The organism is Lentzea albidocapillata (assembly GCF_000719115.1).
Taxonomy (GTDB): domain Bacteria; phylum Actinomycetota; class Actinomycetes; order Mycobacteriales; family Pseudonocardiaceae; genus Lentzea; species Lentzea albidocapillata.
On record NZ_JOEA01000011.1, the window covers coordinates 48,165 to 68,737 of the forward strand.

Here is a 20,573-nt window from a genome sequence, read left to right on the forward strand (position 1 = left end):
GGCCCTCGTGCGCGTCCTGGTCATCGGGTCTGGAGCCCGTGAGCATGCCCTTGTCCTCGCGTTGTCGCGCGACCCGCAGCTGACTGCTTTGGCGTGCGCGCCGGGCAACGCAGGCATAGGCGGGCACGCCGAGATCTACGGCGTCGACGTCGCCGATGCCTCGGCCGTCGCCGGCCTCGCGAAGGAGTGGAAGGCCGATCTAGTCGTCATCGGCCCCGAACAACCTCTTGTGGTCGGGGCCGCTGACGCGGTCCGCGCTCTCGGAATCCCGTGCTTCGGTCCTTCGAAGGCCGCCGCCCGGATCGAGGGTTCGAAGGCGTTCGCGAAGGACGTCATGAACGCGGCGGGGGTCCCGACCGCGCACAGCGAGGTCGTGGACAACCCGGCCCGGCTGGACGCCGCTCTCGGGCGTTTCGGGCCGACGTGGGTCGTGAAGGACGACGGTCTCGCCGCCGGCAAGGGCGTCGTCGTCACCGCAGACCTGGCCGCGGCCCGTGCGCACGCCATGACGTTGCTCGACGGCGGCCACCCGGTGCTGCTGGAGTCGTTCCTGGACGGTCCGGAGGTGTCGCTGTTCTGCGTCACCGACGGCGAGACCGTGGTGCCGCTGATCCCGGCGCAGGACTTCAAGCGCGTGGGCGACGGCGACGCCGGCCCGAACACCGGCGGCATGGGTGCCTACGCGCCCCTGCCGTGGGCGCCGGAGGGCCTGGTGTCCGAGATCGTGTCGCGGTGCGTACAGCCCGTGGTCGACGAGCTGCGCGCTCGGGAGACGCCGTTCGTCGGCCTGCTCTACGCGGGCCTGGCGCTGACGTCGTCCGGCGTGCAGGTGATCGAGTTCAACTGCCGCTTCGGCGACCCGGAGACGCAGTCGGTGCTCGCGCTGCTGAAGTCGCCGATCTCGGCCCTGTTCCTGGCGGCGGCCGAAGGTTCGCTGGCTTCGTTGCCCGCTCTGGAGTGGGAGAACGGCTACGCCGTGACCGTCGTGGTTGCGGCCGAGGGCTACCCGAACCGCCCGCGCACCGGCGACGTGATCACCGGCTCCGAGGCCGACGGCGTCCTGCACGCCGGCACGCGCCGCCGTGAGGACGGCGCCGTGGTCTCCGCAGGCGGCCGCGTCCTGTCCGTGGTGGGCACCGGCAAGTCGCTGGCGAAGGCCCGCGAGCGCGCCTACAAGCGCATCGCGGACATCCACCTCACCGGCTCGCACCACCGTTCCGACATCGCGTCGAAGGCCATCGACGGGAAGATCACCCTGCCGTGAGCCTTCTCGGCTGTGTGCTGGGCGGGGCCGTGGGAGATGGCCTGGGCGCGCCGATCGAGTTCTCGTCGATCGACACGATCCGCCACCTCCACGGCCCGTCGGGTGTCGTCGACCTGCCGTCGCTGGAGATCACCGACGACACCCAGATGGTGCTCTTCACCCTCGAAGGCCTCCTGCTGGCCCGGCAACACGGCGTCGACCCGAGGCTGACCGTGCGGGCCGCCTACGGGCGCTGGCTGCACACGCAGGGCGGCCCACCGGTCGCCTCCGACGGCTGGCTGATGGCGGACCAGCGCCTGCACTCAAGGCGGGCGCCGGGCCACACGTGCATCACCGCGTTGAAGCACAACGAGAAGAACAACTCGAAGGGCTGCGGCGGAGTGATGCGCGCCGCCCCCGTCGCAGTCTGGTCACCAGACGTCCGCGAGGTCTTCTCGCTGGCCGCGGACACCGCCCGCATGACCCACCACCACCCGAGCGGCTACCTGTCCGCAGGCGCTTTGGCAGTGATCGTCCAAGCCCTGCTGGCAGGATCGGACCTGGTCTCGGCGGTAGCCGTGGCACGCGCCGAACTAGTCCGCTGGGAAGGCCACGAGGAACAGACCTCGTTGCTGGACAAGGTGATGAGCCTGGGCCCGTTGACCCCGGAGGAGATCGAGTCCGAACTCGGCGGCGGCTGGGTAGGCGAAGAAGCCCTGGCCATAGGCCTGCACGCCGCCCTCGTCGGTACGGACTTCGCCGACGCCGTCCGAATCGCCGTGAACCACTCGGGCGACAGCGACTCGACGGGCTCGATCTGCGGCAACATCCTCGGCGCCCGCGACGGCGTAGACGTGATCCCCGACGCGTGGCTCGCCGTTCTGGAACTACGAGACGAGATGGAACGCCTCGTCCTCAGCTGGTGACAGGAATCCACAACTCGGCCGTGGCCTGATCACCGTTGATCTGCGTGCGCAACATCGACGGCCCCTCAACACTCTCGTAGCTGTTGGACGGGAACCACTGCGTGTAGACGTCCCGCCACATGTACTGAATCGTCTCGGGATACGGCCCACTAGCCGTGAACACCGCCCACGTGTTCTTCGGCACCTCAAGGGTTTCCATGTCCTCCGGCGCCTCCTGGCTCGTCATCACCCCCTGGAAGTAGTCGAGCATGTCGCCTTCCTCGACCCCTTCCTGGTTGAAGGTGAGCGCCAACATCCCAGCGGGTTCCCCGTCACTGAGCTGTTTCATCCGGTCGAGCGTCGGCATCCCGATACCCTTCACGAACTCGACGATCGCGGGGTTCATCCCCAAGTGCACCAACGGCACCCGCGTCCCCCGTCCGACGACCCGGAACGCGTCCTTCTCGACAACCCGGTACTCCATGCTCGTACTCCCCTCCACAACCAGCCTGAACGTGAGAATCTGCTGCGACTGCAACGCTTTCTTGCTGGCCCGAGCCTCCTGAGGCCCGATCTTGTGCATGGCCTTGAAGGCCCGCGCAAAGGCCTCGTTGGACCCATAGCCCCACTTGACGGCGATGTCGAGCAACGACGTCTGTCCACTGAGGACCTCGTTCGCCGCCTTGGTGAGCCGCCTGCGTCGGACGTACTCGCTGAGCGGAATCCCCGCCAGCGCACTGAACATCCGGCGCAGGTGGTACTCACTGGTACCTGCGATGCGTGCGAGCACCTTGACGTCGACCTCGCCTTCGAGGTCGTCCTCGATGCGGGCCATGGCCTCGTTGAGTCGTTCCAGCACGTGTACAACGCTATTGGTCGTCCCGGGTTCTCACCCGACTAGCTGTGCCCTATTCGATCGCTTCGAGCGGGTGGCGGAAGGTGCCGCTCTTCGTTCGCCTGTTGATCTTGAAACGGATCGTGGCTGCGGAACAGTTGGCTCAGTTCGGACTGACTGAGGGCGAGCGCGGCGTATCCCCGGTAGACCCGTGGAACGGTGTTCCCGATTGCCGGTACCTGCTCGTGAACACCTACGTGTCGAAGCTGATCCAGGTCTCCGAGTTCCCGGCCGTGCGGTACTACGAGAAGCGCGGAAGTGGCGAGGGCTGTTGCGTCGCTCCGGCGCATGCGCGAGCAGGCCAGGATCGGCCGCGAGGAGGCAGGCCTGAACGACAGCACGGAGCACTTTGGCGGGGCCACCAGGAGCTCAGAGTGGACTACCCATGAGGAGTGGGCGGTGTTCGTCGCCGGCGCCAAGGACGGTGACTATGACCTCTGAACGCCCAGGGGAACCATCTCCGGGTGGTCTTCGTCCAATCACAGGTGCGTCTTACGTGGGCGTTGGTAGCCTGCGAAGTGGGACCGAACCGTTACCGAACGTACGGGGGTAGGACGTCGTGACACAGGAGAACGCGGGGGCGGATGCCGTTCTCGGTGCCGCTGCGGGGTTGGCCGGCGGCGTGATGGCCGGTGCGGTCAGCGCCTTCAAGGCTGCATCGTCGGTGATGGACAGAATCTCGGAGAGCGTGGCGGGTGGAGGGACCCAGAAGTTCCACGTCGAGAAGGACACCGTCATGCAGGCGGGCAAGGTCGTCCATGATCAGATGCTGATCCTCAACGAGGCGTATGCCCGCACCGCGTACAAGCTGCGCATCGTCACGACAGACGGAAAAGTCACGTCCGATGTCGTCACCGCTTGGAACGATCGGCTGGTGTTCAGCGACGACTCGTACGCCAACCGGATTCAGGCCTACATGAAGGTTCTCGAAGGCCTTTCCGACCAGCTGAAGGCCTCGGCTCAGCAGTACGGCTTCACTGACGAAGAGATCAAGACGACGTTCAGGCCGATAGCGTGAAGATGCGTACTTCCAAGCTGGCTGCCATGGTGGCATTCGTGGCGGCTCTGTCGGCCTGCACCAGTTCCGGCGAAAAGGGAAATCCCACCCCCGCGCCGTCGACGAGCGGTTCGTCCGGGAATGACTCTGCGAGCAAGCTGCCTGAGCGTCCGGAGAGCCTCCCGGTGAGCGCAGTGGACCCCTGCAAGCTGTTGACTGCTGACCAGATGAAACAGATCGACACGCTCGCAAGCAGGCCGGAAAGTCTTGAACTGGTTGACGGTGCGAACTCGCCCAGCTGTCATTACTCCCCAGGTGGTCGTTTCACCTACACGGTTGGCGTGGTGACGCACAAGGGTGTTGATTACTGGCTCCTGGGTGGGGGAAATATCACGACCACTGTGACCAAGGTCGCTGATTTCGGTGCGGTGAAGATCGAACTGTCAGGTGGTAGCGGCTTTGACTGTTCCATTGCGGTCGACGTCGCAGACGGCCAGCAGTTGATGATCAGCTACATCCCGACAACGACGGGTGAGAAGGACCAGTCCGTGCTCTGCGGAAAGGCCGAGAAGGCTGCTGGTCTCGCGCTTGCGACGCTCAAGACATTGAAGTGAGGGGGAGCCATGTCGGGTTATCGGCAGCTCACTGACTGGAACTTCGACGGTTGGTCCAACCAAGATCTCGCGGACGAGGTCCAGAAGCTCTCGGGCACCACGGTCGCTTCGAAGTTCGGCGAAGCCTCCGCAGCGCTGCGCGAGTTGGCCAACACCCTGGAGTCGGTGGACAAGACGATCCGGGACCAGCTCAAGACACTCAAGATCGAGTGGGGCGGCGCGGCTGGCGAGAAGAGCCACGAGAAGACGGATGTTGTCGCCGCTGGGCTCGACGACAGCACCCAGGCGTCGAGCGAGAGCTCTCACGCGATGACGCAGCAGGGTGAGAGCACCAGTCAGGCTCGTCACAGCACGCCCCCGTCGCAGGACCTGCGCGGGGACACCGAGAAGAACTTCGGTGACAAGGTCGGAGGCTTCTTCGGCGTCGAAACCGACCACGCGAAAGAGGTCGAGGCGACCAACAAGGCTCGCCAGCAGGCCATCGACAGCCTGAACGGCTACGTCTCCGGCAGCCAGAACTCCCTCGACGGCTTCCGCGCGCCCAACACGCCGCCGGACATCGTCGTGGCCAGTGGTGCTGTCGCCACGCCCGTCGGACCGCAGGTCGGCGTGCCCACGGGCGGCCCTCCCGGCGTCACCGGTGGCCCCGCCTTCACCGGCTCGCCCGGCAGCCCCGGCACGCCCGGCGTTCCAGGCGCCCCCATCCCGAGCACGCCCGGCAACGTCACCGGCGTCATGCCCGGCACCGGCACGCCCAACCCGCTCGCCGCAGGCCCCGGCCTGCCCAAGCCGTTCGGCACTCCCTCGATCGGCATCGCCGCCGCGACAGCCGCGGCCGCCGGTCTCGCCGGCGGCACGGCCAACGCGCGTGGAGCGCAGGTCGTCGGTGGCGGACGCGGTCCGAGCCAGGCTCCCAAGACGCCGATCGCGCCCACCGGACCGAAGGGTGCGCCCAGCACGATCGGCGGCACCAAGGCCGGTGGTGGCGGGGCTGGAGCCGGCGCCGGTGGTGCTGGTGCCGGCGGAACCGGCGCGGCCGGCAAGGGGCCCGGTGGCGCCATGACGCCCGGTGGTGCCAGTGGCGTCGGGCCCGAGGCCGGACGCGGAGGTGCTGCGGCCGCCGGTAAGGGTGGTGTGGCCGGTAAGGGTGCCGGTTCGCTCATGTCGCCTGCTGCCAGTGCTGCCAGGGGTGAGGGCGAGGAGGACGGCGAGCACGTGCGCAAGTACGGCGTCGACTCCGACGAGATGTTCGGTGATGACCGCATGGTGGTTCAGTCCGTCATCGGCGAAGACCCGAAGGACAAGTAGATCCCTTGAGCTCACCAGGTTCTGTGGTTCTGTCCACAGTGGAGTTCGCCGTGGTCTGGGAGGCGCAACGCCTCCCGGCCGCGCACGTCGCGCTCGACACGCGGATTCCCTCCATCACTCACACCGAGAAGTCCGAGGTGGTGAAGCGGGCCTGGGAGTCGCTGGAGGCGCGCGGTCTCGCCCGCAACGGGCGGGTCGTGCCCGAGCTCGCCGACGGGTTCGCGTTGCTGGCGAACCACCAGGTGTCGATCGACCTGTGGATCTGGGCCGACCGGCAGATCAGTGGACTCGCGGCGGCGATCGGGGACGAGGCGATCCTGGCGGTGCAGGATCGCGACGAGATGTGGTTGATCGAGGCCCGCGGTACGGCGCTCGCCGAGGCCGCGGTGTCGGTCGCCGGGGAGATGCCTGCCGGCTTCGGGCGGTCGACCAGCATGCCCTACGACGAGCTGGTGGCCGCCGCCAAGAACGTCGGGCTCGACGCGCAGGCGATGATCACCTCGCTGGAGCGGCGGGGAATGCGGCTCGGTGACGCGCAGGAGCTCGCCGGCATGCTCGACGGCATGTCCACGCGCGGGCAGTTCGGTGTGCAGCGCAACGGACGGCGTGCGGACCGTGTCGTTTCGTTCCACGACACGCACAACGGTCGGTATCTGCGTCAGCTCAAGCCGAGCAGTGACGGCCGCAAGTGGTGCACCATCACGCCGGTCGACAATCATCGGCTCGCCGGGGTGATCTGGGAGCTTTTGCAGGAAGTCTGATCACGGAACCCTCGTACGTGCCCGCCCGTCGAACTCGACGGGCGGGCATCGTCGTCTCGAAAGAGCGAATCGGCGCACTGGCCGGCGCGATTCGTTCTAAAGTCGGTGAGCAGACGTTGAGGGGGTAGGGCGCGCATGGCTGCGACGAAGTTCAACACTGAAGCCATGGAACAGTGCCGAACGACCGTGAGCAGTCAGGCCGGACAATTCGGCGCGATCGGTGACGGCCTTTCCGGTCAGTACGGCAATCCGGACATTTTCGGAAAACTCGGCTCGTCCGGTGCGATCTCCGCTGCGGTGTCCGCAATGGACCAGGTAGGCACTCAGGAGTTCGAGGCGGCCGAAAAGGTGCTGCGCAAGGCCGAGGGTGCGCTGGACGCGATCCAGACCAGCGTCGCGGACGTCGAGGAAGCCAACAAGAACTCCTTGAAGGCGGTCTGACATGAGCGCGATGGACGAGGTCGCGGCGCTGCCCGGCGGCGCGGAACTGGCCGCACTCGCGGACAAGATCGAGACCGCGCAACCCCAGGCCGTGCGCGACATCGCGAACCGCTGGAAGCAGGCCGCGGGCAAGTGCGGCGACCATACGAACGTCCTGCAGCGGTCCGTCACGCAGCTCGACGGCGCCTGGGAAGGCAAGTCCGCCGACGGTTTCGTCGCCTACATGGTCAACGTCACGAAGTGCGGCACCTCGATGGCCGAAGCGCTGAACAACGCCGCGACCGACCTGGAGGTGGCCGCGAACGCGCTGGAAACCGCGAAGACCTCGATGAGCCGCATCTGCGAGAACCTCCTGAGCCGCGCCCGCCAAACGCGCCGGCAACTCCACAACCATTCGCAAGAGGACGTCGACAGCGTGATCCGCGGCTACTGCGCCGAGGCCGCCGGCGACGCCCGGCCGGTTGTCTCCCAAGCAGAAACCGCGGTGAACGCCGCCGCCGGCACCCTGAAGTCCCGCCCCGGCGCACTGACCCCGAAGTTCTCGTCGCTGGAGGACCCGAACACCCAGTCCTTCACCCCGGCCCCCGGCAAGCCCGTCGACTGGGCCCCGACCCCACCGCCGGACGACTCGACCAAGGCTTCGTCCACATCGGACCCGAAACCCGCGCCCGCGACGCCGTCGAACAACGGTGGCGGCGGTGGAGGTGGCGGAGGTGGCGGCGCCTCCGGTGGTGGAGGAGGCGGCGGAGGTGAGGGCGGCCTCGGCTCCAGCGGCGGCCCGCCCTCCGGCAGCCCGCCTCCCGGCAACGTCGAGGAGTGGATCCGCGAGGCCATCAAGATCCTCCAGGCCAACGGCATTCCGGTCACCGAAGAGAACATCGACGAGATCTGGAAGATCATCGAGAAGGAGTCGAGCGGCAACCCGCACGCGATCAACCTCTGGGATTCCAACGCCCAGGCGGGAACGCCCTCCAAGGGCCTGATGCAGTGCATCGACTCGACGTTCAACGCGCACAAGCTGCCCGGCCACGGCGACATCTGGAATCCGGTGGACAACATCATCGCCGGCGTTCGCTACACGTTCTCGCGCTACGGCGGCTTCGAAGGCCACCCAGGCCTGAAGGCGATGTCGCAGGGCGGCGGTTACCAAGGGTATTAGCCCGCTCGATCGAGTGAGCTTTGTCCGGAATCCGGCACTTCTTCGTCAGGTATCTCGTGACGCAGATATGCCGGATTTCAGTTATCCACACCCACACGGGTAGTCAATGTCCTGAAACACTGTTATCTGCGCCCGCATATTGCGGAAGCGCGGGGGTTGCGACCGAAGGTGCTGCGCCGAGGGGCGTTGAAACCGGAGGTGAGTCGCGAACCAGCCAGGGGTGAGCGAACGGACAGAGGTGAGGTGCAGAACGGACAGGGGTGAGGCGAGGTAGTGGGCAGTTAGCCTGACGGCATGCTGACCGTGGCTGCCCGCGCCGACGTCCCACCCTTCCACGTCATGGACGTGCTGTCCGCCGCCGCGCGGAGGCAACGGACGCACGGTGACGTGATCTCCCTGGCCGCCGGCCAGCCGTCGAGCCCCGCGCCGCGCCAGGTGCGGGAGGCCGCCGCGCGGGCTCTGGACGAGCACGCGCTGGGCTACACCGAGCAGCTCGGGATTCCGGAGCTGCGCAAGGCCATCGCCGGGCACTACAAGCGGCAGTACGACCTCGACGTGTCGGCGGACGACGTGGTGGTGACCACGGGGTCGTCCGGGGCCTTCACGCTCGCGTTCCTGGCGGCCTTCGACGCGGGCGACCGGGTGGCCCTGGCACGGCCGGGTTACCCGGCTTACCGCAACATCCTCAAGGCGTTGGGGTGCGAGGTCGTCGAGTTGCCGTGCGGGCCGGAGACGCGGTTCCAGCCGACGGTCGAGATGCTCGATCCCGGGCTCAAGGGCGTGATCGTGGCCAGCCCGGCCAACCCGACCGGGACCGTGGCCGACGTCGAGCCGATTGCGGCGTGGTGCGCGGCCAACGGGGTTCAGCTGATCAGCGACGAGATCTATCACGGGATCAGCTATGGCGAGCCTTTGAAGTGTGCCTGGGAAACCAGCAGGGACGCGATCGTCGTCAACTCGTTCTCCAAGGCGTTCGCGATGACCGGGTGGCGGCTCGGGTGGATGTTGCTGCCGGAGCGGTTGCGCCGGGCCGTGGACTGCCTGACGGGCAACTTCACGTTGTGCCCGCCCGCGCTCGCGCAGTACGCGGCGGTCGAGGCCTTCCACGAGGACTCGTACGCGGAGACGGCCGAGCACCTCAAGCGGTACAGGGTGAACCGCGACCTGCTGGTCGAAGGGCTCACGGACCTCGGCATCGACAAGCTCGCGCCGGCCGACGGGGCGTTCTACGTGTACGCGGACGTGCGGCATCTGACGGACGACTCGATGGGGTTCTGCAAGAAGCTGCTCGACGAGACCGGGGTCGCGATCGTGCCCGGGATCGACTTCGACCCCGTGGACGGGCATCACTTCGTGCGGATGTCGTTCGCGGGCGCCACGCAGGACATCGAGGAAGCCCTGCGCCGGTTGAAGGCCTGGCTCTGATCCAGGAAAATCATGAGCTGACCCGACGAGCCCGAACCAAGAGCAACAAATCCGGGCGGCCGGACGTTCACAGGAGGAGGAACGGGAGGTCCTATGTGGGCGATCATCGGGTGGCTGGTGGCGATCTGGATCGTGCTGGCCGTCGTCGGGGCCGTGGTGAAAGGCCTTTTCTGGCTCGCTGTGATTGGGGGACTACTCCTCGCAGGCACGGCGGCTTACGGTGCGATCAAATCCAGGCGATGACACTGGATTAATGCGAACGGACCACTCACCATGAGGCGGTGTTGTTAGCCAACGAGGCGCGCCTCGAGCGGTGGGAACGAAAGGTCGAGTGGCCGTTGACGGCACTCGCCGTGGTGTTCCTGGCCGCCTACGCGTGGCAGGTTTTCGATGATCACGGGGCGATGCACTTCGTCCTGGAGATCGTGTTGTGGCTGGTCTGGGCTGTGTTCGCGGCCGATTTCGCCACCAGGATGACGCTGGCGCAGAACAAGTTGAAGTTCCTGAGAACACATATTTTTGATCTTGCGGCAGTGGTCCTGCCGATGGTTCGGCAGCTCAGGGTGCTCCGGCTCATCACGGTCATCACGTTGTTGAACAAGAAGTTCGAGCACAAGATCAGGCAACGCGTCAGCATTTACGTCGCGGGCGTGACGGTGATCGTCGTGTTCTGTGCGAGCCTCGCGGTGCTGGACGCGGAAAGGCACGCGGAGAACGCCAGCATCACCACGTTCGGCGACGCGCTGTGGTGGACGATGACCACCATGTCGACGGTCGGGTACGGCGACCGCTACCCCGTCACGGGTGAGGGGCGGCTCGTCGCCGGGTTGTTGATGGTGGGTGGCATCGCGTTGCTCGGTGTCATCACCGGCACGATCGCCAGCTGGCTCGTGGAGAAACTGCGCGGCGTCGAGGAAGCCGAGCTCGAGACCGCGCAGGAACTCCGGAACCTACGGGCGGAGATCGCCGAGCTCCGCAAGGAGCTCGGCACGCGCAGCGGAGGCTGACGTCCACAGTCGCGCGTCCCAGCCCGCGGCCAGTGCACCCTCCACATTGGACGCGCGGTCGTCGAAGAAGATCACGTCCGATGAACCGATCACGGACGACGTGTGCTTCCAGATCGCCGCGTCCGGCTTCGCACAGCCGAGGTCACCCGAGAAGATCAGGTGCCGGAAGTGCTTGGCCCACGGCACCTTCTCGGCCAGCCGTCCGAACGTCGAGGGCGCGTTCGACAGCAACGCCAGCGGCACGCCGAGAGACGCCAGGTCCTCGATCAGCACGACGGTCTCCACCACCGGGTCGTCGAGCCAGCCCGCGTTGTCCATGGCGGTCAGTTCGCGGACCAGAGCGTCGTCGAGGCTCAGTCCGAGCGAGGAAGCGATCCGCGCCCAGTAGTCGGCGTCCGATCCGCCGCGGTCGTAGGCGTCACGGTCCCAGTATGCGGTCTCGAAAACCTCCAGCGTCACCCCGAGCTTCGCCGCCATGGCGGGCCGCGCCGGGTTCCGCTGGCTGATGACCTCGCCGAAGTCGAACACGATCCAGCGCATCTCAGATGTCCTCTCGCAGGCGGCGAAGCACCTCGGCGATGTCGGACGAGTCCACGTCGCCGTGCGTCACGAACCGAACCTTGCCCGACATGGGACTGGCGAAGACCCCGACGTCACGCAAGGACAACAGCGTCTTCTCCAGGTCGGGCACCGACGCCAGCACGATGTTCGTGGCGGGCTCGTCCACCTCCCAGCCCAGCGCCCTCAACCCGGAAGCCAATCCATTGGCATTGGAATGATCGGCTTCCAGGTGGTCGATCCGGTCGAGAGCCACTAGACCCGCGGCCGCGAGCACTCCGCCCTGCCGCACTCCGCCACCCAGCATCTTCCGGACGCGACGAGCCTCCACGACGAACGACGCGGAGCCGGCCACCACCGATCCGACCGGCGCGCCGAGCCCCTTCGACAGGCACACCTGAACGGTGTCGGCCCCGGCCGTCAGCGAGGTCAGCGGCACCCCGAGAGCGACGGACGCGTTCCACAGCCGCGCGCCGTCGAGGTGCACCGCCAGCCCGATCGAGCGAGCGGCGGCGACCAGAGCAGCGTGCTCGTCGACGGAAGTCACCGTGCCGCCAGCAGCGTTGTGCGTGTTCTCCAGACACAACAACGTGGTGCGCAGCCCGTAGTACGGAGACTCACCACCACCGGCGGCAACCACCGTCTCGGGAGTCAGCGAAGCAAGCGCGTGCGGCATCCCACCGGCCAGCCATGCGGCGGTGCCGAGTTCGGCGTCCAGCACGTGCGCGCCCAGCGGAGCCAGGAACCGGTCACCGCGCCGCAGATGCAGGAACAGGGCGATGAGGTTGCCCATGGAACCGGAGGGAACCCAGAGCGCGGCCTCGACACCGAGCAACCCGGCGACCCGCTCCTCCAGAGCGGCCATGGTCGGGTCGTGGTCCAGCACGTCGTCGCCGACTTCGGCTGCCGCCATCGCGCGGCGCATGGCCTCGTCGGGCTGGGTGACGGTGTCCGAGCGCAGGTCAATGGGGGTCACAGCCTCGATCAGATCACATCAGGTGAACGACCGAGGGGGTGATGTAGCTCTCGCCGGTGGTTCGTGCAACCGTTGGTGCCTCAGTTTCCGTCCAGTCAGTGCAACTCGAGGAACGAGCGGAGAGCAGTCCGCGTGGATCAGCGCGACGAGCAGGAGTTCGCGGAGTACTTCGTGGCTCGCCGTGAGGCTGTGCGCCGAACGGCATACCTGCTGTGCGGCGACTGGCACCGCGCTGACGACTTTGCGCAGACGGCCTTCGTGGCGGTGCACAGGAGGTGGCGGAAGATCCGGGACAAGCAGGCCCTCGACGCCTACGTCCGACGTACCGTCGTGCGCGCGGTGATCGACGAGTCACGCCGTCCGTGGCGGCGCGAGAAGTTCACCGACGAGATGCCGGAGTCGCCGACGACGGACAACGAGATCGGTGAAACCGTCGCGACGCGCGAAGCGTTGCTCAAGGGTCTGCGCAGAGTTCCGCCCAGGCAACGGGCGGTGCTCGTGCTGAGGTTCCTCGAGGGCCTCGACGTCACGGCCACGGCCGAGGCGCTGAAGTGCTCGGAAGGAACTGTGAAGAGTCAGACCGCCCGGGGCCTCACCGCACTGCGGGAAGCTCTGGGTGACGCCATCGACGACCTGCGACCGGCGTCGTGACCAGCGAGAGGAGGACGTAGATGGACGAGAAGAAGCTCGCGGACCTGTTCCGCGACGCCGCACACGACGCACCACCGGCGTCCTTCGACGCGGGCGACGTCCGTCAGGCCTCGCGCCGCGCCACGCTGCGCCGGCGCAACTCGATCGCCGCCGGCACCACCCTGGTCGTCGTGCTCGGGTTCGGTGGGGTTTTCGCCGCCAACGGCTGGGTAGGCCAGGACACGAGTAATTCGAACACCGCGGGTTCTGGGCAGAAGCAGGACAACGCGGCAGAATCCCCGATGACTCTTCAAGAGGCGCAACCGCCCACGAACTTCTCCGGTGAAGGCAAGTCCACGCAGGGGGACGGGTCGCTGCCGGGAAGCACTGGTCTTTCGGCCAGTGAAAGCGCAGTGCAGGGCTGTGCAGGTGTGGACCGAGAGCTCGCCGACGCCCTCGCCGTCGAGCTTTCGGTTCCACCGGACGGCGCGCTGCCGCCGGCGCAGACCTGCTCGCCCGACTCCCGCTCGGCCGCGTTCAAGATCGACGGGCTGACGATCACCGCGATCGTCACGCCGCAGTCGTTCGAGGCGCCCGCCGGGGCGGAGAAGGCGAAGACCGCCAAGGGGCAGGACCTCTACGTGTTCACCCAGGGCGACGGCGAGCTGAAAGGGCAGGCCAAGCGTTTCGCGGACGCACTGGCCCCGAAGTTCTGATCGTTCGCCCAGTACCCTGGCTCGACTATGACGGCAGCAACTCCCAAGGGTGAGCGCAGGCGGCAGGCGCTCGTGGAGGCCGCGTCCGGCCTGTTCTCGGAGGGCGGCTTCGACGCGGTCAGGCACCGCGCGGTCGCCGAACGCGCAGGTCTGCCGCTCGCGTCGACCACGTACTACTTCGACTCGCTGGACGAGCTGATCACCGCGGCCGTCGAGTTCCACGGCCGCAGCGAGCTCGCGAGCTTCCGGCAACGGCTCTCGTCGATCCCGGAACAGATGACCGACGACATGCTCGTCGAGTTCATGCTCGACCTGCTCGTCGGCGAGGACGCGACCGACATGGAGGCCGTGCTGCTGCGCTACGAACGCCTCGTCGCGACCGGCCGCCGCCCGTACCTGCGGCCGTTGATGCGCGTGCTGTCGACCGAACTGCGCGGGCTCGTCGCCGACGTCGTCGCCCGCTCGGGCCGCGAGGTCGGCGGCGACCGGGTCGAGGAGCTGATCGCCCTGGTCGACGGTTCGGTGGTCAACTCGTTCATCGAGCTCAAGTCGGATCCGCGTGGCGTGGCGGCCAGGATGCTCCGTTCGGCTCTTTCGCGTCACGCGTGATGCAACCCCGCGTTCCTCCGATGCGTTCCCCTGGTTGAGGACGCGAGAGGGGAACGCATGCGCAAGGCCGACGAACAGGGCTTTCGCGAATTCGCGGCAGCCAATGCCGCGTCTTTGCGACGTACTGCGTACCTCTTCTGTGGCGACTGGCACACAGCGGAAGACCTGATGCAGTCGAGCCTCATGAAGATGTACCTGGCGTGGAAGCGCATCAAGGACCTGGACAACCTGATCGCCTACGCCCGCAAGGTGCTGCTGCGCACCTGGCTGGACGAGAAGCGCAGGCCGTGGCGCCGAGCCGAGCAGCGCGACGGGGAACTGCCCGACGCCGCGGACGCCACCGTGGACCCGGACACGACCAGCGCCAAGCTGTGGGCACGTGAGCTGGTGCACACCGCGCTGCTGCAGGTGCCGCCGCGTCAACGGGCGGTGCTCGTGCTGCGTTATTTCGAAGACCTGCCGGTCGCCGAGGTGGCCGTGGCCATGGGGTGCACCGAGGGAACGGTCAAGAGCCAGACGGCGCGTGGTCTCGCGACGCTGCGCACCATCGTGGAGAAGCTCGACAGCAGTTCGGGGAGGGTCGCGTCGTGAGTGAGCAGGAGATCCGCGAGGGAATGCTGCTGGCCGTCTGGGACGAGCCGCCGCTCGACTTCGACCCCGACACCCTGATCAGGCGGGTCGAGCAGAAAAAAAGTCGTCGACGAGCGCTGGTCGCTGTGGGCGTGGCTACGGCGGTGATCGCCGTGGCGTCGTTCTCGCTGCCCGGCCTGCTGCCGCGCGACCGGGACACCCAGCTCGGCGCCGACACCCGGACGAGCTCGGCGCCGCAGGTGCCGGCCGAGTCGTCCGAGAAGAGGGCCCAGCGCGTCGGTGACAAGCTGGTGGAGCGACTCGGGGTCCAGATGACGAACTTCAAGGAGCTCTACGCGTCGTTCAACCCCGGCCGGACCCCTGCCTACCCGCCGTACCAGACGGCGGCGCCGCGGTGGCGGGACGGCGAACGGGACTATTCCGGCTACCTGTACCTGAGCGATCAGATCGGACCGACCGCGCTGCGCGTGACGGTCTACACCGGCTCGTTCTCCAAGGACAACTTCTGCTCCGGTGCGACCCTGTGCCAGGACGTCAAGGCGCCGGACGGGTCCGTCGTCCACGCGACCGAGTTCCTCCACGGGACCACGCAGGTCCAGCAGGCGGGCGTCGCGCGCAAGTTCGACAGCGGGCTCGTGGTGGAGATCACCGCCTACGCGTTCAACCCGTCGAACGGCAACGGGCAGCGGGAGACGGTACCGGTGGGCGTGGGAGTGCTCACACAGCTGGTCACGGACCCGGGCGTCGCCTGGGAGTGAGTCCCGTGTGCACTAATCTGAGGGCGTGACGAAGCCCCGCATCGCCAACGTCCTCGCAGGTCGGTACGCCTCCACGTCGCTAGCGACGCTCTGGTCGGCCGAGCACAAGATCGTGCTGGAGCGCCAGTTGTGGCTCGCGGTCCTGCGGGCCCAGGCCGCTGCGGGCATCGACGTGCCGGCCACGGCGGTCGCGGACTACGAGCGCGTGCTGGAGCAGGTCGACCTGGAGTCGATCGCGGCGCGCGAGCGCGTCACCCGGCACGACGTGAAGGCGCGCATCGAGGAGTTCAACGCGCTCGCGGGCCACGAGCAGGTCCACAAGGGGATGACCTCGCGCGACCTGACCGAGAACGTCGAGCAGCTGCAGGTGCTGCGGTCGCTGGAGCTGATCCGGTCCAAGGTCGCCGCCGTCCTCGGCCGGCTCGCGCGCCTCGCGGCCGAGCACTCCGACCTCGTGATGGCAGGCCGTTCGCACAACGTGGCCGCGCAGGCCACGACGCTGGGCAAGCGCTTCGCGACGGGTGCGGACGAGCTGCTGGTGGCGTTCTCCCGCCTCGACGAACTGATCGCGCGCTACCCGTTGCGCGGCATCAAGGGCCCGGTCGGCACGGCCCAGGACATGCTCGACCTGCTCGGCACGCCCGAGAAGCTGCAGGAGCTGGAGCAGACGGTCGCGGGCCACCTCGGCTTCGAGCGCGTGCTCACGAGCGTCGGCCAGGTCTACCCGCGCTCCCTCGACTTCGACGTCGTCTCGACGCTCGTGCAGCTCGCCGCGGCACCGTCGTCGGTGGCGAAGACGATCAGGCTCATGGCGGGCCACGAGCTGGTCACCGAGGGCTTCAAGCCCGGCCAGGTCGGGTCCAGCGCCATGCCGCACAAGATGAACACCCGCTCGTGCGAGCGCGTGAACGGCTTCGCGGTGATCCTGCGCGGCTACCTGTCGATGGTCGGCGAGCTCGCGGGCGACCAGTGGAACGAGGGCGACGTGTCGTGCTCGGTGGTCCGCCGGGTCGCGCTGCCGGACGCGTTCTTCGCGTTCGACGGGCTGCTGGAGACGTTCCTGACGGTGCTCGACGAGTTCGGCGCCTACCCGGCCGTCGTCGCCCGTGAACTGGACCGCTACCTGCCGTTCCTCGGCACCACGAAGGTGCTGATGGCGGCCGTGCGCGCGGGTGTCGGTCGCGAGACCGCGCACGAGGCCATCAAGGAGAACGCGGTGGCCGTCGCGCTGGCGATGCGCGAGCAGGGCCTGGCGCAGAACGACCTGCTGGACCGGCTCGCCGCGGACTCCCGGTTGCCGCTCGACCGCGCCGCTCTGGACGCGCTGCTGGCCGACCGCCTGTCGTTCACCGGGGTGGCGTCGGCGCAGGTCGCGTCCATCGTGGAGCAGGTCGCGGCGGTCGTCGACAAGTACCCGGTCTACGAGCCGGAGCCGATCCTGTGATCGTGTCCGATCTGGTCGTCTACCCCGTCAAGGGATGCGGCGGGTACTCCGTCGCGTCCTCGGCTGTGGAGCCGACGGGGTTGCGCGGCGACCGGATGATGATGCTGGTCGACGACGACGGCGTGTTCCTGTCGCAGCGCAAGGTGCCGGAGATGGCCGCGCTGCGTCCGTCCCTCGTGGACTCGGCGTTGTCGATCGGCGGCGAATCCTTCCCGGTCGTCGTCGACGGGCCGCGGGTACCGGTGGTCGTGCACGTCTGGCACGGCACCGGAATCGACCAAGGCGACGCGGCCGCCGCGTACTTCTCCGACGCGCTCGGGAAGTCGGTGCGGCTCGTGCGGACGCCGCCGGACATCCACCGGGAGACGACGGGCGAGACCACCGGCGTCATCGGATACGCCGACGGCAACGCGTTGCTGGTGCTTTCGCTGTCCTCATTGGACGGCCTGAACGAGCGCGTCCTGGAACGCGGCGGGGAGCCGGTGCCGATGAACCGCTTCCGCCCCAACGTGGTCGTGTCCGGCTGGCCGGAACCGCACACGGAGGACCGGGTGCGGCGAGCGGCGATCGGCGACGTGGAACTGGCCTACGCCAAGGACTGCGTGCGTTGTGCGGTACCGATGGTGGACCAGGAGACCGGGGTGAAGAACGGCCCCGAGCCGATTCGTTCGCTGGCGACCTACCGTCGCAGTCCCGACGGTGGCGTCACGTTCGGGATGAAGGCACAGGTCGTCCGCACCGGCGTGATCAACGTGGGCGACAAGGTCGACGTGCTGGAGTGGCGGGACTAGGCCTTCTGCCAGCGCAGCCGGTCGCCGCGCTGGGGATCCTTGCGGCAGACCAGCTTCTCGCCGAGCAGGCCGATGCCGTTCGCGCCTTCGGGATCGCATCGCGCGCCCTCGTTGACCAGGAGTCCCTGCTGCGGGGGCTCGGTGGTCGTCGGCTGCTGCGTGGGCGGAGGCTGCTGGGCCGGTGGCGGCTTCGGCTGCGTGGTCCTCGTGGTGGTGGTGGTGGTGGTCGTCGCCTCGGAGGACGACCCCTTCACCGTGATGTCGGCGACGTCCGGAGTCGGCACGATGGTCACCGACTGGGGTGTGCTCGCGTTGAGCGAACCTCCTGAGGCAGGAGACGAAATGGGGCTGGAGTCGAAGCTCCACCCGGCCACGCCCAGCACGATGAGCAGCGCCAAGCTTGCCAAAGCCGGGATCCACAGGGCCTTTCTAGGGAGCACGGGTGCACCTTAAGCGTCTTTGGCCTTGATCTGTAGTGGTGACGGGGTGTACGTCGGTTTCAGGACAGGGCCACGTAGGCTGACCAGCGTGCCTACGCTCGCTGACTACCAGCACGTCGCCCGCGGCAAGGTTCGCGATCTGTACGACGTGGACGACGAGCTGCTGCTGTTCGTCGCGTCGGACCGCATCTCGGCGTACGACCACATCCTGAGCTCGGAGATCCCCGACAAGGGGCGCGTGCTCACCGCGATGAGCGTCTTCTGGTTCGAGCGGCTCACCCCGAACCACCTGGTCGCGTACGACGACCCACGCATCCCCGCTGAGGTCCGCGGCCGTGCGTTGCTGGTGCGCAAGCTGCAGATGGTCGACGTCGAGTGCGTGGCGCGCGGGTACCTGACGGGCTCCGGCATGGCCGACTACACCGCGACCGGTGCGGTGTGCGGGATCGAACTGCCGGCCGGGCTGGTCGAGGCGTCCGAGCTGGAGCCGCCGATCTTCACGCCCGCGTCGAAGGCCGAGATCGGTGCGCACGACGAGAACGTGTCGTTCGACGTCATCGCCGAGAAGCACGGCATCGAGCTGGCGACGAAGCTGCGCGACCGCACGATCGAGCTGTACAGCGAGGCGCGCGCGTACGCGTTGACGCGTGGACTGATCCTGGCGGACACGAAGTTCGAGTTCGGGCTGGACGCCTCGGGTGAGCTGATCCTCGCGGACGAGGTGTTCACGCCGGACTCGTCGCGCTACTGGCCGGCCGAGGGCTACGAGCCCGGCCGCGTGCAGCCGTCGTTCGACAAGCAGTTCGTGCGTGACTGGCTGACGTCCTCCGCGTCCGGCTGGGACCGCAAGAGCGATGTTCCGCCGCCCGCGCTGCCTGCCGACGTCGTCGAGGCGACCCGTCAGCGGTACGTCGAGGCGTACGAGCGGCTCACTGGCCGGTCCTTCGCTGACTGGCTTGCGTGAGTTAGCGCCGCTTTCACGCGGATGTCACCACGGCATGGGGCACTCATACCGTGCACTCACAGCTCGTGGTCTCCCTGTCCGGCATCGGTCCGCAGACACTCGACCGATGCGCTGATCTCGCCGCGGCCCTTGATCCGCGGCAGGTGCCGTTGTCGCTGCTCGTAGCACCACGCGAGCTCGGCAAGGCGCAGGAATGGGTGCGGCACCGCACCTCACTCGGCGATGCCGTCGTGCTGCACGGTCTCGGTCAACGGCGGCTACCGGCCTATGAAGCCGGGTTGTTGTTGATGGGCGCGCGTCTGCAGATGGACGCCATCGGGCTCAACGTCGACACATTCGCGCCACGGCGTTGCGTGGCGTCGCCCGGCACGTTGATCGCGCTGGCCAAGCACAGGTTCCACCGCTGCGCCGACGCACACGCCGTGCGCGAGGTCGGCAGCGGGCTCGCGACCCTGGGCCGCCTGCACGCGCTGACCGAACGCACCAGCTTCGGTGAGCTGCGGTCGTTGGCGCTGGTCTACGCGGCGGCCAGGTCGGCGCGCCGCGGCGGGCTGACCCGGATCACCGTCGACGCCCGTGACCTGCACCGTCCGGGTGCGCGGCAGGCCGTGCTCGACGCCGTGGACATCGCACTCGCCCACGACGCCGCGCCGACCACCTACGTCAGACTGCCGTCTCCTCGCCTGGCACCAGCAGCCTGACCTCGGTGCCCTCCGGCTTCAGCATCTCGAAGAACCGGACGGCCATCTGCGGGCTCGCGAGCGTCTTCTCGTGGATCGGCACGGCGACCCGCGGCTTCACGGCGCGCATGAAGTCGACGGCCTCACCGGTTCGCAGCCACGGTGCACCCGCGGGCAGTCCGAGCACGTCGATGTCCTCGTCCGGTACGAACAGCGAGTCGCCGGGGTGGTAGAACGCGCCGTCGCCGACCACGTAGGCGGCGTTCGGCACGATCGGGATGTCCTCGTGGATCACCGCGTGCTGCCCGCCGACGACCCGGACGGTCGTGTCGCCGATCTTGAAGGTGTCTCCCGGCCGGGCGACGGTCGCGTTCTCGACGCTGGGCGCCGTGCCCTCGTCGACGATGAGCTGCGCCCGCGGGTTGGCCTTGAGCAGCGCGGGCAGCCTCTCCGCGTCGATGTGGTCGAAGTGCTGGTGCGTGACCAGCACCGCGTCCAGGTCCTCCAGGTCCTCGAACCCCGAGGAGAACGTGCCGGGATCGATCAGGATTCGCGTCGACCCCGACTCCAGCAGCACGCAGGCATGACTGAAATGGACAAGTTTCACGGAATCCTCCATTACCGACGATTGGCGGGCTGACACGGTCAGGTGACGTCGGAA

The 20,573-nt window shown here is 67.8% G+C and carries 26 protein-coding genes; 21 read left to right on the forward strand and 5 right to left on the reverse strand.

What is annotated here, in order from left to right; genetic code table 11:
• Nucleotides 1–7: 7 nt before the first annotated feature.
• Nucleotides 8–1,264, forward strand: a complete 1,257-nt coding sequence (gene purD / locus IG04_RS0117735; protein ID WP_030477771.1) for a phosphoribosylamine--glycine ligase — start codon at nucleotides 8–10, stop codon at nucleotides 1,262–1,264.
• A complete protein-coding gene (locus IG04_RS0117740; RefSeq protein ID WP_030477772.1) occupies nucleotides 1,261–2,169 on the forward strand; it encodes an ADP-ribosylglycohydrolase family protein in 909 nt (302 codons plus the stop codon). Before purD ends, IG04_RS0117740 begins: the two co-directional genes overlap by 4 nt.
• On the opposite strand, the gene IG04_RS0117745 is transcribed toward IG04_RS0117740, so the two are convergent.
• Nucleotides 2,159–3,007, reverse strand: coding sequence for an AraC family transcriptional regulator (locus IG04_RS0117745; RefSeq protein ID WP_030477773.1), 849 nt, complete (start codon nucleotides 3,005–3,007; stop codon nucleotides 2,159–2,161). The genes IG04_RS0117740 and IG04_RS0117745 overlap by 11 nt on opposite strands.
• A gap of 294 nt (nucleotides 3,008–3,301) precedes the next feature.
• Between IG04_RS0117745 and IG04_RS46535 the strand changes: the two genes are divergently transcribed.
• The 10 genes from IG04_RS46535 (at nucleotide 3,302) to IG04_RS0117795 (ending at nucleotide 10,755) form a co-directional block, all read left to right on the forward strand.
• Nucleotides 3,302–3,484, forward strand: coding sequence for a hypothetical protein (locus tag IG04_RS46535; protein WP_084401513.1), 183 nt, complete (start codon nucleotides 3,302–3,304; stop codon nucleotides 3,482–3,484).
• A 118-nt stretch (nucleotides 3,485–3,602) separates the two neighbouring features.
• Nucleotides 3,603–4,061, forward strand: coding sequence for a hypothetical protein (locus IG04_RS0117755; protein ID WP_030477774.1), 459 nt, complete (start codon nucleotides 3,603–3,605; stop codon nucleotides 4,059–4,061).
• Between the two features lie 2 nt (nucleotides 4,062–4,063).
• Nucleotides 4,064–4,654 (forward strand): DUF3558 domain-containing protein, encoded by a 591-nt coding sequence (locus IG04_RS0117760; protein ID WP_245816332.1) that lies wholly within the window; start codon nucleotides 4,064–4,066, stop codon nucleotides 4,652–4,654.
• A 9-nt stretch (nucleotides 4,655–4,663) separates the two neighbouring features.
• Nucleotides 4,664–5,962: a hypothetical protein gene (locus tag IG04_RS0117765; protein ID WP_030477776.1), complete on the forward strand. Its 1,299-nt coding sequence runs from the start codon at nucleotides 4,664–4,666 to the stop codon at nucleotides 5,960–5,962.
• Between the two features lie 5 nt (nucleotides 5,963–5,967).
• Nucleotides 5,968–6,723: an ESX secretion-associated protein EspG gene (locus tag IG04_RS0117770; protein ID WP_030477777.1), complete on the forward strand. Its 756-nt coding sequence runs from the start codon at nucleotides 5,968–5,970 to the stop codon at nucleotides 6,721–6,723.
• Nucleotides 6,724–6,858: 135 nt separating this feature from the next.
• Nucleotides 6,859–7,164: a hypothetical protein gene (locus IG04_RS0117775; protein ID WP_030477778.1), complete on the forward strand. Its 306-nt coding sequence runs from the start codon at nucleotides 6,859–6,861 to the stop codon at nucleotides 7,162–7,164.
• A gap of 1 nt (nucleotide 7,165) precedes the next feature.
• Nucleotides 7,166–8,323 carry a transglycosylase SLT domain-containing protein gene (locus IG04_RS0117780; protein WP_051770123.1) on the forward strand — a complete coding sequence of 386 codons (1,158 nt, stop codon included), beginning with the start codon at nucleotides 7,166–7,168 and terminating at the stop codon, nucleotides 8,321–8,323.
• Nucleotides 8,324–8,617: 294 nt separating this feature from the next.
• On the forward strand, nucleotides 8,618–9,748 hold the full coding sequence (locus IG04_RS0117785) for a pyridoxal phosphate-dependent aminotransferase (RefSeq protein ID WP_030477780.1): 1,131 nt from the start codon (nucleotides 8,618–8,620) through the stop codon (nucleotides 9,746–9,748).
• 93 nt (nucleotides 9,749–9,841) lie between these two features.
• Nucleotides 9,842–9,991, forward strand: coding sequence for a hypothetical protein (locus IG04_RS47195; protein ID WP_030465871.1), 150 nt, complete (start codon nucleotides 9,842–9,844; stop codon nucleotides 9,989–9,991).
• A gap of 38 nt (nucleotides 9,992–10,029) precedes the next feature.
• Entirely contained in the window at nucleotides 10,030–10,755 is a 726-nt protein-coding gene (locus IG04_RS0117795; protein ID WP_030477781.1) for a potassium channel family protein, read from the forward strand.
• Here the strand turns inward: IG04_RS0117795 and IG04_RS0117800 are convergent.
• Nucleotides 10,699–11,295 (reverse strand): HAD-IA family hydrolase, encoded by a 597-nt coding sequence (locus IG04_RS0117800; protein WP_030477782.1) that lies wholly within the window; start codon nucleotides 11,293–11,295, stop codon nucleotides 10,699–10,701. The two genes, IG04_RS0117795 and IG04_RS0117800, sit on opposite strands and share 57 nt — an antisense overlap.
• Before the next feature lies 1 nt (nucleotide 11,296).
• The gene (locus tag IG04_RS0117805; RefSeq protein WP_051770178.1) at nucleotides 11,297–12,238 is read right to left on the reverse strand and encodes a threonine aldolase family protein; all 942 of its coding nucleotides are present in this window, start codon (nucleotides 12,236–12,238) and stop codon (nucleotides 11,297–11,299) included.
• 183 nt (nucleotides 12,239–12,421) lie between these two features.
• Between IG04_RS0117805 and IG04_RS0117810 the strand changes: the two genes are divergently transcribed.
• The 7 genes from IG04_RS0117810 to IG04_RS0117840 are packed head-to-tail and all read left to right on the forward strand — an operon-like array spanning nucleotide 12,422 to nucleotide 17,828.
• The gene (locus IG04_RS0117810) at nucleotides 12,422–12,940 is read left to right on the forward strand and encodes a SigE family RNA polymerase sigma factor (protein ID WP_030477784.1); all 519 of its coding nucleotides are present in this window, start codon (nucleotides 12,422–12,424) and stop codon (nucleotides 12,938–12,940) included.
• Nucleotides 12,941–12,960: 20 nt separating this feature from the next.
• Nucleotides 12,961–13,635 (forward strand): hypothetical protein, encoded by a 675-nt coding sequence (locus IG04_RS44045; protein ID WP_051770125.1) that lies wholly within the window; start codon nucleotides 12,961–12,963, stop codon nucleotides 13,633–13,635.
• Nucleotides 13,636–13,662: 27 nt separating this feature from the next.
• Nucleotides 13,663–14,244 (forward strand): TetR/AcrR family transcriptional regulator, encoded by a 582-nt coding sequence (locus IG04_RS0117820; protein WP_030477786.1) that lies wholly within the window; start codon nucleotides 13,663–13,665, stop codon nucleotides 14,242–14,244.
• 57 nt (nucleotides 14,245–14,301) lie between these two features.
• Entirely contained in the window at nucleotides 14,302–14,835 is a 534-nt protein-coding gene (locus IG04_RS0117825; RefSeq protein WP_030477787.1) for a SigE family RNA polymerase sigma factor, read from the forward strand.
• Nucleotides 14,832–15,593: a hypothetical protein gene (locus IG04_RS0117830; protein ID WP_030477788.1), complete on the forward strand. Its 762-nt coding sequence runs from the start codon at nucleotides 14,832–14,834 to the stop codon at nucleotides 15,591–15,593. Before IG04_RS0117825 ends, IG04_RS0117830 begins: the two co-directional genes overlap by 4 nt.
• Nucleotides 15,594–15,618: 25 nt before the next feature.
• Nucleotides 15,619–17,037, forward strand: a complete 1,419-nt coding sequence (purB, locus tag IG04_RS0117835; RefSeq protein WP_030477789.1) for an adenylosuccinate lyase — start codon at nucleotides 15,619–15,621, stop codon at nucleotides 17,035–17,037.
• A 2-nt stretch (nucleotides 17,038–17,039) separates the two neighbouring features.
• Nucleotides 17,040–17,828 (forward strand): MOSC domain-containing protein, encoded by a 789-nt coding sequence (locus IG04_RS0117840; RefSeq protein ID WP_030477790.1) that lies wholly within the window; start codon nucleotides 17,040–17,042, stop codon nucleotides 17,826–17,828.
• Here the strand turns inward: IG04_RS0117840 and IG04_RS0117845 are convergent.
• A complete protein-coding gene (locus tag IG04_RS0117845) occupies nucleotides 17,825–18,268 on the reverse strand; it encodes a hypothetical protein (protein ID WP_144065406.1) in 444 nt (147 codons plus the stop codon). The genes IG04_RS0117840 and IG04_RS0117845 overlap by 4 nt on opposite strands.
• A gap of 88 nt (nucleotides 18,269–18,356) precedes the next feature.
• Here IG04_RS0117845 and IG04_RS0117850 point away from each other — a divergent pair, with 88 nt between their 5' ends.
• Both IG04_RS0117850 and IG04_RS0117855 read left to right on the forward strand, forming a co-directional pair.
• Entirely contained in the window at nucleotides 18,357–19,232 is an 876-nt protein-coding gene (locus IG04_RS0117850) for a phosphoribosylaminoimidazolesuccinocarboxamide synthase (protein WP_030477792.1), read from the forward strand.
• A gap of 50 nt (nucleotides 19,233–19,282) precedes the next feature.
• Nucleotides 19,283–19,933, forward strand: a complete 651-nt coding sequence (locus tag IG04_RS0117855) for a polysaccharide deacetylase family protein (RefSeq protein ID WP_036015010.1) — start codon at nucleotides 19,283–19,285, stop codon at nucleotides 19,931–19,933.
• Here IG04_RS0117855 and IG04_RS0117860 read toward each other — a convergent pair.
• Complete coding sequence (locus IG04_RS0117860) at nucleotides 19,896–20,519, reverse strand: MBL fold metallo-hydrolase (protein ID WP_030477794.1); 624 nt, start codon at nucleotides 20,517–20,519, stop codon at nucleotides 19,896–19,898. The two genes, IG04_RS0117855 and IG04_RS0117860, sit on opposite strands and share 38 nt — an antisense overlap.
• Nucleotides 20,520–20,573 lie beyond the last annotated feature (54 nt).